Origin of the sequence: Kitasatospora sp. NPDC059599, assembly GCF_042735125.1 — a bacterium.
Classification (GTDB): Bacteria; Actinomycetota; Actinomycetes; order Streptomycetales; family Streptomycetaceae; genus Kitasatospora.
Genome location: NZ_JBHWCL010000209.1, coordinates 1 through 13882 on the forward strand (window position 1 = coordinate 1; position 13882 = coordinate 13882).

Below are 13882 nucleotides of genomic sequence, written 5' to 3' on the forward strand. Positions count from 1 at the left end.
GCCGGACCGGCCCCGCCGCACCGGGCAGCCGCGGCGGCCTCGACCGGCCTCGACCGGCCAACCGGCAACTCCGTGATGCGCCGGCTCGGGCGCGAGTTCACCTCCCAGCCGCGAGGCGGTGATCGCCGGCTGCCGCCGGCACGCCTGAGCCCTCTCCGGCGGCACGCCGGTCAGGCCCCGGCGGACGCCAGCCGGGCGTGGCGCCGGGCGGTCGCCTCGACGGGATCCAGCACCGGTACGGCGGCCAGCAGGCCCTTGGTGTAGGCGTGCCGAGGGGAGTCGTACACCGAGTCGGCGTCGCCCAGCTCCACGATCCGTCCGGCCCGCATCACCGCGACCCGGTCGACGCTCCCGGCGACCACGCCCAGGTCGTGGGTGACCAGGACCAGCCCGGCCCCGGTCTCGGCGCGCAACTCGTGCAGCAGGTCGAGGATCTGGGCCTGGACGGCGACGTCCAGCGCGGTCGTCGGCTCGTCGGCGACCAGCAGCCGCGGCTCGCAGGCCAGGGCCATCGCGATCAGCACCCGCTGGCGCATGCCGCCGCTGAACTCGTGCGGACGCGACCGCGAGCGCCGCGCCGCGTCGGCGATGCCGACGGGGTCGAGCACTTCGACGGCCCGAGCCCCGGCACCCCGGCGTCGACACCTGCTCAAGTGAGGGGGACCGCGACCTCCTACGCCGACCTGCGCGCACTGATCTTCAACTGTACGCTCAAGCGCTCGCTCGAGCGCAGCCACATCAGGGCCTGATCGATGTCAGCCGCGGCATCCTGGAGCGCCAGGGAGTCGCCGTCGACGTGATCCGCGCCGTCGACCACGACATCGCCACCGGTGTCTGGCCGGACATGACCGCACACGGCTGGGAAACCGACGAATGGCCGGCCCTGTACCGCCAAGTGATGGCCGCGGACGTCCTGATCGTCGTCGGCCCGATCTGGTTGGGCGACAACTCCTCCATCATGAAGAAGGTCATCGAGCGCCTCTACGCCTGCCGGCTCCGGCTTCTTCGTCGGCGTCGCACTGCTCTGCGCGATCGACAAGGCCCTGGCCGTGGTTCGAGACCCATGACCGGCGACGCTACCGGCCGAAGACGGCAAGCGAGCCGACGACGGGCGCCGCGCCATGCTTCGGTAGGAGGAGGGAGTCCATGCGGAGCGTCGGCCCGCAGGAGGGGGTTCGAAGACGGACGGCCCGTCAGCGGTTCGCCATGCGGGTGACGACCAGCTCGCGGCAGAGGTAGTTGGGTGGGCCCATCAGCGTGATGGCGCGTGCGTCCTGGGCCAGCCGGTTCAGGGGGTGGCTGCGGGAGAAGGCGGCGCTGCCGGCCAGGCCCTGGGCCGTGCGGCAGAGTGCTTCGGCAGTCTCCGATCCGAAGACCTTGGCGGTGAGCGCGCTCCCGGTGCGGTCTCCCGGAGCCGAGGTCGCGGCCTCCACCACGCCCCGGACCGCTGCGAGCTGCGCGCCCAGTTCGAAGATGTGGTGCCGGGACAGCGGGTTGTCCGGGAGTGCGCGTCCGTGCGCGGTCCCGACCGCCGTGTCGTGGGCCTCTTGGGCGATGCCCAGCGCGACGGCGCCGAGGGTCAGGCCCAGGGTGTGCGGGTGGCCGATGGCCTCGGGGGTCCGGTGGGAGCGGGTCAGTACGTCCGCCTCCTCGGCCCGGTAACGGCTGAGCCGGATCAGCCCGGTCGCGGAGCGGCGCATCCCGGACAGATCCAGCACGCCGTCGAACACGAAGCCCGGCCGAGTGCTGTCGACCACGAAGACGCCCTGGTCGGACCGGCCGTAACTGCCCTGTGGCGCCTCCTGTTCGTCGCCGGTCCGGGCCAGGACCAGGTAGAAGTCGGCGACACCCGCGCCGGTGGTGAAGGTCTTGGCCCCGTCGAGTTCCCAGGCCCCGGTCGAGCACCGGGTCGCGGTGGTGGAGACCTTCTGCTTGGCGGCGTCGGTGCCCGGCTCGCTCCACGAGGAGGCGAAGATCCGGCCGTCGTGGGCGACCGCGCTCAGGAGCCGCTTGCGATGCTCGTCGGAACCGTAGGCGATGATCCGGCTGACGGCCGCGTAGTGCAGGAACACGATGATCGCGACCGAGGCGTCGGCCCGGGCCAACGCGGTGATCACCGCGTTGGCCTCGTGCCAGTCGGCGTCGAGGCCGCCGTACTCGGCGGGGATCGGCAGGCGGAGGACGCCGGTGGTGCGGAGCGCCGCCAGGACGACCTCGCTCGGCCGCCCGGTGCTGTCGTCGCCGGCCTCCGCCCGGAGTGCCGTGAGGGCCTCGGAGAGCTCCAGGGGGCCCGGTGCGTCGGTGGGGGTGGTGGGCCGATCCATGGATTCCTCGCCTTTGCTCGTCGTTTGGGTTGGAATGCCCCATCGCGGGTGTGGCACGGTTAATTAGCCTATAGCCGCGGAGCGTCCGAAGACAGGGGGTAGCGGATATCGGACAGGGCGTCGAGGCTATTGAATTCTCCTTTCGTTTCGGTATCGACCGGGCCGTGGTGATGCTTCTCACAGGTTTCCGGTCGGCTTGAACGGCATGGCTGAGCTGCGGATCCATGCGGAAGATCAGCTTCCGGGCGGCGGGCATGCCAACGGCTGGCGTCGAGGGTGACCCATGGAAGCGATTTTCGGACAACTGTTCTTCTGGGTGTTCGTTCAATCGGTATGCGGTGCAGGCTACTGTCGGTTCGATCATCGGAACCACTCGATATCGGCGATATGGGCTCCGAAAAGCGACTGACTAAAAAAGGAGAATAATGGAACGGGGGAAGATCGGTGTGCTCTTGGTGTGCGAGGACGGCTTGGAGCGTGCCGGGTTGGGTGCCGTCCTCGGCGGTGATCCCGGCGTGTTGATTGTCGGGGACGTGTCATCTTCGGCGGAGGCGCAACGGGCGGTTTCGGCGTTACGGCCGGACGTCATCCTGTGCAGCGAGCGGACGCTTTCGTACCAGACCATGGAACTCGCGGAGAATCTCACGACGCAGTCCAACGACGCCCGGCCGGTCCATCTCATAGTCCTGGTTCCTACGCTGGACGACCGGAACATGGACCTGTTGCGCTTCGACCGGTGCACACTGATCGACCGGCGGATGAACAAGGCCGAGTTGATCGCCGCCGTCCGGTTGACCGCCGCCGGGTACCGGCCCATCAGGGACGACCTGGCGAGCAGCCTGGCGAGAGTGTCGGTGAACCTGAACGGCGCTGGTCGGGAGGCCAAGGACCGGGTGCAGGCCCTGACCAAGCGTGAGCGGCGGGTGTTCGAGCTCATGGTCCAGGGATTCTCGAACCCGGAGATCGCCTCCGGCCTCAAGGTCACCGAATCCACGGTGAAGTCCCATGTCCAGGGAATCCTCACCAAGCTCGAACTCCGGGGCCGTGTGCAGGCCGTCATCTACGCCTACGAGGCCGGCCTCGTCTGCGGCCGCGCCGGCTGAGGACCGGCAATCCCGGCGGGCATCCCCGGGTGTGCCCGCGGAGGAGTCGGGTGAAAGGACATTCCCGGCCCGGATTCAGGACAGGACCAAAGGAACCAGGAGTCACAGTGGACACTCCCGCGAACACGCTTGCCGGCGACATCAACTGGGAGGCCGAAGACCTCTACATTTCGATCGTCAGCGATCCGGCCGGACGAGACCCGTACGACGGTTACCGAAGGCTGCGCGAGATCGCGCCGGTCCTGCGCACGTCGACGGACGCGCTGGTCCTCACCCGCTACGAGGACTGCGACGCCGCCCTGCGGCACCGGAGCCTCGGGAAGTCCGGGCGAGTGACGCAGTCGACCGGCCACGGGACGGGGGACTCGGTGGGCCGCAGCATGCTGTTCAGTAACCCGCCCGAGCACACCCGCCTGCGCCGGCTGGTCAGTTCCGCGTTCACCACCCGCCACACCGAACAGCTGAGGGGCTCCGTCACCGCCCAGGCGAACGCCCTGGTGGCCGGGCTGCGCGACAACGAGGACTTCATCTCGGCCGTGGCCCTGCCGCTGCCGGTCAACGTGATCTCGGACCTGCTCGGGGTGCCGCACGCCGACCGGATCGGCATCACCCCGCTGGTGCACGACATCACCGGGGTGCTCGAACCCTTCGTCGCCGGCGAGGCGTTCACCCGGGCGAACAGTGCGCAGACCACGTTGGCGGAGTACTTCTCCGGACTGCTGGCCGAAAAGCGCCGGAGCCCCGCCGACGACCTGCTCAGCCGACTCGCGGCGGGCCCCGGGGGCGACGCCGAGGACGACGCCCTCGATGACGCGGACACCATCGCCACGGCCATCGTGCTGTTCGGCGCCGGCTACGAGACCACGGTGAACCTGTTGGGCAACGGCCTGCGTGCACTGCTGGAGGCGCCCGACCAGTTCGCCCTGCTGCGACAGCGTCCGGAGCTGCTGCCCTCGGCCGTCGAGGAGATGCTCCGCTACGACTCGCCCATCCAGATAAACGGCCGCAACGTGCTGGAGCCGACCACCCTGGCCGGTCTGGAGGTCGAGCCGGGGCAACTGGTCGTCACCATGCTCGGCGCCGCCAACCGGGACCCGGCCAAGTTCACCGACCCTGACCGGTTCGACATCACCCGCGACGACGGTCCGCACCTGGCGTTCTCCTCCGGCATCCACTTCTGTCTCGGCGCCCAACTCGCCCGGCTCGAAGCCGACATCCTGTTCACCACGCTGCTCGCGACCTACTCGCGGATCGAACTGGCGGGAGATCCGGTCCCCCGCCCCGGTCTGACGGTGCACGGCCTGGAGAAGCTGCCGGTCGCCGTCACGCCCTGACGTCACACACTCGTGCACAGCGGCCCCTTCGGGCCCGGACGACGATGCGTCCGGGCCCGAAGTCGTTCCACCTCAGCCGCGCTGGTCCAGCTCGTCGGCGACGAACTCGGCCAGGTCGGCCAGGCTCTGCCCGCCGAGCATGCGCGCCATGGGCACCATCACCCCGTACTCCCGCTGCACCCGGCTGCGCACCTCGGTCGCCATGAGGGAGTCGAGCCCCATCCGGTTCAGCGGCTTGCGGTCGCTCAGGCGCTGCGGCGGCAGGGCCAGGACCTTGGCCAGCTGTGCGGCGAGGAACTCGTGCACCGTGCCCGGGTCGCCGGCCTGGGGCGTGGCCGGTGTGACCGGTGTGACCGGTGTGACCGGGGTGACCGGCACGACCGGAGCGACCGTGGCCGGGGCGACCGGCGCGGGCCGGACCGGAACCACCGGGGCGGGTACGGGCCGGGCCGGAGCCGCCGGGACCGTCCGTACCGCCTGAGAAGTCGACTCCTCGGCCGGCACCGACGGCTCCTGGCCGCCGACCACCTCACGCAGCAGCGGGTCCCGGGCGGCATCCGGGTAGGCCGCGCTCCACCGGCTCCAGTCCGCGTCGAGTACCGTGAGCTGCCCGGCCGGTCCGTCCAGCAGCCGCTGGAGCAGGGTGATCCCCTCCTCCGGGGTGAAGCTGTCCACGCCTTGCGGGGCCAGGTCCCGGCCGTGCTCGTCGGCGTACCGGGCGACCATGCCGACCGTCGACCAGAAGCCCCAGTTGACCGAGAGCGCGGGCAGCCCCTGGTCCCGGCGGTGGTGGGCCAGCGCGTCCAGCGAGGCGTTGGCGGCGGCGTAGGCCCCCAGCATGGGCGACCCGAGGATCGCCGACGCCGAGGAGAACAGCACGAAGAAGTCCAACGGCTGCCGTTCCAGCACCCGGTGCAGCGCCCAGGCCCCGGCGGCCTTCGGCCGGACCATTGCGGTGACCTGCTCGGGGGTCGTCTCGGCCGCCGAGACCAGCTCGATGACCCCGGCCGCGTGCAGCACTCCCCGCACCGGCGGGCGGCCAGCGGCCGCGTGGTCCCGCAGCAGCGCGCGCAGCGCGTCCTCGTCGGCCACGTCGACCGCGTGGTACGTCACGCGGGCACCGGAGAGCTCCAGACCGCGTAGCTCCGACGCCCGGTCACCGAGCGGGCTGCGGCCGAGCAGCACGACGTCCGCGGCCCCCCGCTCGACCAGCCAGCCGGCCAGCTTGAGGCCGATCCCGCCGAGACCGCCGGTGACCAGGTAGGAGCCCTCCGACGCCGTCCATGACTGCGCCTCGGTCACCGGCGCGGCGGCGGTTCGGGCCGCCGTCTCCGGCGCCTCCGGCTCCTCGAACCGCACCAGGACCTTGCCGATGTGCCGGGCCCGGGCCATCTGCCGGAAGGCTTCCTCGACCTCACCGATGTCGTAACTCTCGTACGGCAGCGGCTCGATCGCCCGGCCGTCGACCAGTTCCAGCACCCGCTCCAGGAGTGTACCCACCTGCTGCGGGCGGGTCCGCAGCATGTCGACGAGGTCCATCGCGTAGAAGGCCAGGTTCCTGGAGAACGGCAGCAGACCGATCGGACTGTTCTCCAACAGGTCCTTCTTGCTCAGCTCCACGTAGCGGCCGTACGGCGCGATCAGCGACAGGTTCTGTGGGATCGCCTCCCCGGAGAGCGAGTTGAGCACCACGTGGACACCCTCGCCGCGGGTCGCCGCCAGGACGGACTCGGCGAAGTCCCCCGAACGGGAGTCGGCGACGTGCTTGACCCCCATGGCCTTCAAGAGTGCGCGCTTCTGCGGGCTGCCCGCCGTCGCGTAGATCTCCGCCCCGCGCCAGCGGGCGATCTGGATCGCCGCCAGGCCCACGCCACCCGTGGCCGAATGGATCAGCACCCGCTCCCCGGGAGCCAGCCTCGCCAGCTCGCACAGGCCGTAGTAGGCCGTGAGGTACGCGGCCGGCAGCGTCAGTGCCTCCTCGACGGTCAGCCGGGCCGGCACGCGGGCGACGAGGTGGGCGCTGGTGACCACATGGCTGGCCAATGCCCCCTCGGACAGGGCGATCACCTCGTCACCCGGCTGCAGTCCGGCCACGCCCTCACCGAGCGCCGTGACCACGCCCGCGCACTCCCAGCCGAGCTTCGCACCCTCGCCTAGGCCCGGGTAGGCGCCCATCACGGTCAGGACGTCCCGGTAGTTCAGCGCCGTCCGGGTCACCCGGATCCCGACCTCGCCGGGGCCGGGGTCGCGGTGCTCCACCGGTATCGGTCCGAGTGTGTCGAGCAGCCCGTTGGTCCGGTTGCGGACCTCGTAACGGGCCGGCACGTCCGCCGTTCCGGGGTCGGCCGGCGCCGTGCCCGGGAGGGTGTGCGGAACCAGCCGCGCCACGTACCGCCGACCGTCGCGGAAGGCGATCTGGTTCTCCGGTCCGTCCGCGGCGAGCAGTTCGGCCGCGAGCAGATCGACGCAGCGGCTACCCGACCCGCCGGGCAGGTCGACCAAGGCGCACCGCCACTGGCGGTACTCCTGGATGAGGGAGCGCCCCAGCCCCCAGAGCATCGACTGGCCGACGGAGACCGGTCCGTGCCCGTCCGGCAGGTGCTGCGCGCCGTCGGTCACCAGCCAGAGCCGCCCGGCGGGCCACCCCACCGCATCCAGGGCCTGGAAGAGGTGCAGCACGCTGTGCAGGCCGAGCCGCTCGGCCGAGGCGACCGCCGCAGCCGCCGTGTCCCGGTCGGTCCTCGGGTCCGCGGCGTCCCGCGCCCACAGGTGCACGATGCCCGCGCAGGGCCGGTCGCCGGCCTCCTGGCGGACCGCGGTGAGCAGCCGGCGGTACTCGTCGGCCGCGCCCGGCGCGATCTCGTACCGGTCGGCGGCCGTGCTGCGGTAGCGCTCACCCGCGGTCACCACCACCGCGCGGCCGCCCAGCTGGTCCACCAGCGTGTCAGCAGTGTCGCCGCGATCGGCGAACACCAGCCAGTAGCCGTCGCGCGGCCCGGCCGCGGTGGCCGGGGCGGTGGGCCGCCACACGAGTTCGTGCAGCCACCCGCTGCCGTCGCGCTGCGTCGGCCGTGGCACCAGGAAACGCAGCGACACGCCTTCGAGTTCGGCGAGCAGCACACCGTCGTCGTCCCACACCTGCACGGTGCCGACGATGGCGTCCGGGCGGACGGCGGTGCGCACCGCGTGGCTCCAGACCGCACCCTGCGGGCGCCGGTACAGCCGCACCCGCTCGATGCTGCCCAGGACGAAGGCGTCGTGCTCGCTGGCGGTCCGGAAGCCCTCGGTGGCGGCCGCCAGGGTGTGACCGCAGGCGTCCAGCAGAGCGGGGTGGAAGAGGTGACGGGGGTCGGCGTCGCGGATCGACTCGGGGGCCTGGATCCGGGCCAACGCCTCGCCGTCCCGGCGCCACAGCCGGTCGACCCCCTGGAAGGCACCCAGCCACTGGTTGCCCTTGGCCGCGAACCGGCGGTAGAACTCCTCGCCGGCCAGCTCCTGGCAGCGCTGCTGCACCGCCTCGCGCGGCTCACCCGCGCCCGCCGTGGGTGAGCCGATCGGCTCGGACGGGTCCAGGCGGCCCGTGACGTTGCGGGAGTGCTCCGTCTGGTCGTGGTAGCGGCTGCCGACCAGGAAGGACCAGGATCCGTCGGCGCCCTGCTCCAGCGTCACCCGGACGGTCGGCGCCGGTTCGTCGGCGGAGACGAAGATGCCCTCGTGGTAGGTGATGTCCCGGATCGCGGGCGCCGATCCGAAGACCGAGGCGGCGGCCGCCGACACCAGCTCCACGTAGGCGGTGCCCGGGACGATCACCACCCCCTGGACCTGGTGGTCCCGGATGTAGGGGTTGGCGTCGAGGTCCAGCGGCCCCTCCCACACGTGCCCGGCGCCCGGCACCGGGGCGCCCAGCAGCGGGTGCCCGGTACCGGCCGGCACCGGGGCTGCTGCCGTCGCCCGGCCGGCCGAGCCCCGCACGGCGGGCCGATCGGTGGGCCGGAGGGCTTCCGGGTTCTCCGGGAACCAGTACCGCTGCCGCTGCCACGCCGGGCCGGGCAGCCGGACGTACGCCGACTCCGCCGGGAACAGCCGGCCGAGGTCCACCGGGTGGCCGCTCAGGTGCACTGCGGCGAGCCCGTCCAGCAGGCAGGCCAGCTCCGGCTCGTTGCGCCGGGTGGAGCCGACGGCCAGGCTGTCGCTCTTCGCCGCGTCGATGTACTCGCGCACGGCGGGCGTGAGGATCGGGTGCGGGCTGATCTCGATCACCACCGTCGGCCCCTGCTCCAGCAGCCGCTGGACCACCGGCCCGAACCGGACCGGCTCGCGCAGGTTGCGGGCCCAGTAGGCGGCGTCGAGCGTGCTGCCGTCCAGCGGCCGCTCGTCGACCGTGGAGTACATCGGCACCGTGCCGGCCCGCGGCCTGAGCGAACGCAGCCCCTTGAGCAGCGGAGCCCGCAGCTTCTCCACCTGCGGGCCGTGCGAGGCGAAGTCCACCTGCACCAGCCGGCAGAACACTCCGCGCTTCTGCAGCGTCTCGAACACCTTGCGCATCGCGTCGCCGTCGCCGGAGAGCACGGTCGACAGCGGGCCGTTGACCGCCGCCACCGAGATCACCCCGGCGTACGGCTCCAGCAGCTGCTCGGCCTCGGCCGCGCTCAGCTCGACGGAGGCCATCACGCCCTTGCCGGAGACCTTCTTGGCCAGGGCGCTGCGCCGGCAGATCACGGCCGCCGCGTCCGCCACGCTCAAGGACCCCGCCACACAGGCGGCCGCCGCCTCGCCCATGCTGTGTCCGACCACGAAGTCGGGCTCGACCCCCCAAGAACGCCACACTGCGGCCAGCGCCACCTCGATCGCCCACAACGTCGGCTGGATGACGTCCACGCCCTCCAGCGCGTCCGTGCCCTCGGTGAGCCGCTCGATCACCGACCAGCCGGCCTCGGCCTGGATCGCGGCGTCGCACTCCTCCAGTGCACGGCGGAACTCGGGCTCGGTGCGCAGCAGTTCGCGCCCCATCCCGACCCACTGCGACCCCTGGCCGGGGAACACGAACACCACCTGGGCGCGCTCGGCGTACACGTCGTCCGCGGACCGCAGGCCGGCGCTCGGTTCGTCCGCGAGGAAGGCCCCGAGCTTGCCGGCCAGGTCCTTGTGGTCGGAGCCGACCAGGGTGAGCCGGCTCTCCCGGTGCTCCCGGCGGGTCGCGGCGCTGAAGCAGACGTCGTCGAAAGGGAGTTCACTGCCCGCACCGCCCGGCTCCAGGTAGCGGCGGTAGGCCTCCGCAACCGAGCGCAGCGTCTCGGGCTGGTGCGAGGACAGCGCCAGCAGCCGGGCGCGGCCCTCCTCGGGCTCGGGCCGCTCGGCCGGAACCGGACGGTACGCGCCGAGCACCACGTGCACGTTCGTACCGGAGATCCCGAACGAGCTGACTCCGGCCAGGGCGGGCCGCTCGGACTGCGGCCAGTCCTGCGCCTCCTGGGGCACCCGCAGCGGCGCCCGAGACCAATCCACCGCCGAGGTCAGCTCGGCGCTGTGCAGGCTGGGCGGGATCACCCCCCGCTCGACCGCCAGCACGGCCTTGATCAGTCCCGCGATGCCCGCGGCGCCCTCGGTGTGACCGATGTTCGTCTTCACCGAACCGACCACCAGCGGCCGGTCTGCGGGGCGGCCCTCGCCGAGCACGGCCGCCAGCGCCCGCAGCTCCACCGGGTCCCCGGCGCCGGTGCCGGTTCCGTGCGCCTCCACGTAGTCGACCTGCGCCGGGTCCACGCCCGCGTCCGCGTACGCCGCCCGCAGCGCCTGCTGCTGCCCCTCGTCCGCGGGCGCCATCATCGCCCCACTGCTCTGCCCGTCGTTGACGGCGGCCGAGCCCAGGATCACGGCCCGGATCGAGTCGCCGTCGTCGATCGCGTCGTCCAGCAGCTTGAGGGCGACCACGCCGACGCCCTCACTGCGCACGAAGCCGTTCGCGTGGACGGAGGCGAACTTGCAGCGGCCGTCGGGCGCCAGCATCTTGCCGTTGGAGAATGTGATGCTCTCCTCCGGCACCAGGACCAGGTTCACCCCGCCGACCAGCGCGAGCGAGGACTCGCCGTTGCGCAGGCTTCGGCAGGCCAGGTGCACCGCGGTGAGGGACGACGAGCACGCGGTGTCCACCGTGAAGCTGGGGCCGCGCAGGTCGAAGGCGTACGACAGCCTGCCGGACAGCACGCTCGGCGCCGTCCCGGCGTTGGCGTAGATGTCCAGGACGCCCTGCCGGCTCATGGTGTCCCAGTAGTTGCGCCCCATCGAGCCGATGAAGACCCCGGCCTTCCCGGCGGCCAGTCGCTCGCGGGTGAGGCCGGCGTCCTCGAGGGCGGCGGCCGCCGTTTCCAGCAGCAGCCGCTGCTGGGGGTCCATGTGCTGGGCCTCGCGCGGGGCGATGCCGAAGAAGTCGGCGTCGAACTCCTCGACGGAGTCCAGGAACCCGCCGTGCCGGCTGATGATCCGCCCGGGCGTGCCCGGTCGGGGGTCGTAGTACGCGTCGATGTCGAACCGGCTGGGTGGCACCTCCGTGATGCAGTCGCGTCCCTCGCTCAGGCGCGACCAGTACTCCTCCAGGCCGTTCGCCTGAGGAAACCTGCACGCCATGCCCACGATCGCGATGGCGGGACCGGCGGCCTGCGGCCCCTCGCCCTGCTGGTCCTCGCGCTGCTGGTTCCCGTCCTGCTGGTCCCCGCTGTGCTTCCGACTGGCCATTGTCACTCCTGTTCTCGTCAGATTGCCCATGAAGCGGTGGCGCCGATGGTCAGCACGGCGCTGCTGACCACGAACCCCGGCGCGGCACCCGCGAGCAGGACGTGGTCTCCGGGCGCGAGCTGCCCGGTGGTCATGAGGTGGTCGAGTGCGACGACGTGGTCGCTCGCCGCGAGATGGCCGACGGTCCGGCCGAAGTCCCAGGTCGATACGGACTCCGGCAGTCCGAGCGGGTCGAGGAAGAACTGTGAGACCAGGTACTGGCCCTGGTTCACGTAGATCGCCTTGGCGACGTCCCCGACGTCGATCCCGGCCTCCTCCAGGGAGCGCCGGGCCACGTCGGCCTGCTTCTTGGCGATCATCTCGTTGACCTCGGTGAGCGGCCGGTACTCCCGGCTGAAGTGCCGGGCCCGCTCGACCATGTCGATGTGCTCCCTGCCGTGCCCGTCGAACAGCGGCACCCCGCCGCGGTGCAGGCCCTCCAGCTCCGGGATCACCAGGTGGTTCACCGAACGCACCCGGGCGAACCCGTCGGCGGTGTCCAGCACCATCGCGCTGGCCGCGTCACCGATCACCGTGCCCGGCCCGTAGCCGCGCCAGCGGTCGGCCTTCGGCGACTTGAAGTTGTCCGAGGTGGTGAGCAGCGCGGTGGTCCGCGACCGGTCCACGCTCAGCTGCCCTGCCGCGAGCTCCAGCGCGGCCAGCATGCCGTTGCAGCCCTGCCTGACCTCGAACACCGGGATGTTCCCGGCACCGAGTTCCCGCACGATGTAACCGCCCGGGTACCACATCTCCGGGCCCTGCGGGAACACGCAGGAGTGGATCAGCAGATCCACCGCGGCCGCCTCCAGCCCGGCCCGCTTGAGCGCCTCCCGGCCGGCCGAGACGGCCATCTCCACCGGCGGCGTGTCCCCGGCCACGAGTGTCCCGGTGACACCCGAATCGAGCATCAGGATCTCGTCGTACAGCCCCGACTCGATGGCCCGGCGGCTGCTCATCCAATCCGGCAGGTAGGTGCCCAGTCCGCTGAGGTAGAGGTTCTCCAGCCTCATCAAGGTCTCCTTGGTCTTGGTGGTGTCCTCTTCGAGGGCAGCCGTCAGGCTCGTTCCGACAGGTAGCGGGTGATGGTGTCGCCGATCTTCCGCAGCGGCTCGGGATCGGTCATCTTCGTGTGCTCACAGGCGATCAGATGGTTCTCGACCTGCCCGTTCACGTACTCCGCCCAGGCGTCGCAGCTCATCCAGTTCTCGACCTTGCCCTCGGTGGCGGTGAAGAAGAGGACGTCGCCGTCGTAGGCCTCCGGCTGGTACGCGTCCATGAGGTGGATGTTGTTGATGACGATGTCGACGAGGGCCAGTACCTGGGACACGTCGAGATTGGCGAGGACGCTGTTCTCCGCGCGGATCAGCTCCAGGAGCTTGGTCAGGTCGACGCTGTCGCGGGTCTCCTCGTCGATGTCCAGACCGACGTAGTCGAGCAGCAGCTTCAGCGCCTCCCGGTCGCCCGGGATCTTCTCGCCGAACTGCGTCTCGGGGTACGAGTCCAGCATCGCCAGCAGCCGCACCTCCTGCCCCTGCCGGCGCAGCTGCGCCGCCATGGCGTACGCGACCACGCCGCCGTACGACCAGCCGAGCAGGTGGTACGGGCCCTCCGGCTGCACACCCCGCAGGGTGCGCACGTAGTCCGCCGCCATCTCCTCCAGGGTGGTCGGGCGAGGCTCCTCGGCGGACATGCCGCGGGCCTGGATCCCGTAGATCGGATAGTCGGGCGTGAGACCGCTCATCAGGCCCGAATAGCACCAGCTCAGCCCACCGGCCGGGTGCACGCAGAAGAGCGGCGGCCGGCTGCCCTGCGGTCGCAGGGGCAGCAGCGTTCCGAGCGCCTCGCCCACGTCGTCGGAGTTCAACCGCTCCGCCAGGGCGGCGACGGTCGGTGCCTCGAAGACCGTCCGGATGGTGTGCCGGACGCCGAAGGTCGACTGGATGCGGCTGATCAGGCGGGTTGCGAGCAGGGAGTGTCCGCCGAGTTCGAAGAAGTTGTCGTCGATGCCGACCCGGGGCAGGCCGAGGACGTCGGCGAAGAGGCGGCAGAGGATTTCCTCGCGTGGGGTGCGGGGCACGCGGTCGGTGGTGATGGTGGTGAAGTCGGGTGCGGGCAGGGCCTTGTGGTCCAGTTTCCCGTTGATGGTGAGCGGGAGCCGGTCGAGTACGACGATCGCGGCGGGGAGCATGTAGTCGGGCAGCGAGCCGGCGAGGTCGCGACGCAGTGTGCTCGGGTCGATTGTGGTTCCGGTGGTGGGGACGACGTAGCCGATGAGGCGTTTTTCGCCGGGTTGGTCGGTGCGGACGGTGGTGGTGGCCTGGGCGATGTGGGGGTGTCGGGCGAGGGCTGC

6 protein-coding genes and 2 pseudogenes are annotated in these 13882 nt (G+C 71.5%); 3 read left to right on the top strand and 5 right to left on the bottom strand.

The window, feature by feature from the left end:
- Nucleotides 1–206: 206 nt before the first annotated feature.
- Nucleotides 207–650, bottom strand: a pseudogene (locus tag ACFV04_RS40705) (ATP-binding cassette domain-containing protein); the annotation flags it as partial.
- Between the two features lie 3 nt (nt 651–653).
- Here ACFV04_RS40705 and ACFV04_RS40710 point away from each other — a divergent pair.
- Nucleotides 654–991: pseudogene (locus tag ACFV04_RS40710) on the top strand (flavodoxin family protein); the annotation flags it as partial.
- Between the two features lie 202 nt (nt 992–1193).
- Here ACFV04_RS40710 and ACFV04_RS40715 read toward each other — a convergent pair.
- Nucleotides 1194–2324, bottom strand: coding sequence for an acyl-CoA dehydrogenase family protein (locus tag ACFV04_RS40715; protein WP_380536124.1), 1131 nt, complete (start codon nt 2322–2324; stop codon nt 1194–1196).
- A gap of 425 nt (nt 2325–2749) precedes the next feature.
- Between ACFV04_RS40715 and ACFV04_RS40720 the strand changes: the two genes are divergently transcribed.
- Together ACFV04_RS40720 and ACFV04_RS40725 are read left to right on the top strand one after the other, a co-directional pair.
- The gene (locus tag ACFV04_RS40720) at nt 2750–3427 is read left to right on the top strand and encodes a LuxR C-terminal-related transcriptional regulator (protein ID WP_380349251.1); all 678 of its coding nucleotides are present in this window, start codon (nt 2750–2752) and stop codon (nt 3425–3427) included.
- A gap of 107 nt (nt 3428–3534) precedes the next feature.
- Complete coding sequence (locus tag ACFV04_RS40725; protein ID WP_380349253.1) at nt 3535–4761, top strand: cytochrome P450; 1227 nt, start codon at nt 3535–3537, stop codon at nt 4759–4761.
- Nucleotides 4762–4833: 72 nt separating this feature from the next.
- Here ACFV04_RS40725 and ACFV04_RS40730 read toward each other — a convergent pair whose 3' ends face one another.
- The 3 genes from ACFV04_RS40730 to ACFV04_RS40740 all read right to left on the bottom strand — a co-directional run.
- A complete protein-coding gene (locus tag ACFV04_RS40730) occupies nt 4834–11493 on the bottom strand; it encodes an SDR family NAD(P)-dependent oxidoreductase (protein WP_380536126.1) in 6660 nt (2219 codons plus the stop codon).
- 17 nt (nt 11494–11510) lie between these two features.
- Complete coding sequence (locus ACFV04_RS40735) at nt 11511–12542, bottom strand: ketoacyl-ACP synthase III family protein (protein WP_380349257.1); 1032 nt, start codon at nt 12540–12542, stop codon at nt 11511–11513.
- Nucleotides 12543–12586: 44 nt separating this feature from the next.
- Nucleotides 12587–13882: alpha/beta fold hydrolase (locus ACFV04_RS40740; RefSeq protein ID WP_380536128.1), on the bottom strand; the 1296-nt coding region annotated here is incomplete at its 5' end.

Excerpts from the sequence above, each read along its gene's own strand:
- ACFV04_RS40735 (WP_380349257.1), bottom strand. The coding sequence starts at position 12,542 with ATGAGGCTGGAGAACCTCTACCTCAGCGGACTGGGCACCTACCTGCCG.
- ACFV04_RS40730 (WP_380536126.1), bottom strand. The coding sequence starts at position 11,493 with ATGGCCAGTCGGAAGCACAGCGGGGACCAGCAGGACGGGAACCAGCAG.
- ACFV04_RS40720 (WP_380349251.1), top strand. The coding sequence starts at position 2,750 with ATGGAACGGGGGAAGATCGGTGTGCTCTTGGTGTGCGAGGACGGCTTG.
- ACFV04_RS40715 (WP_380536124.1), bottom strand. The coding sequence starts at position 2,324 with ATGGATCGGCCCACCACCCCCACCGACGCACCGGGCCCCCTGGAGCTC.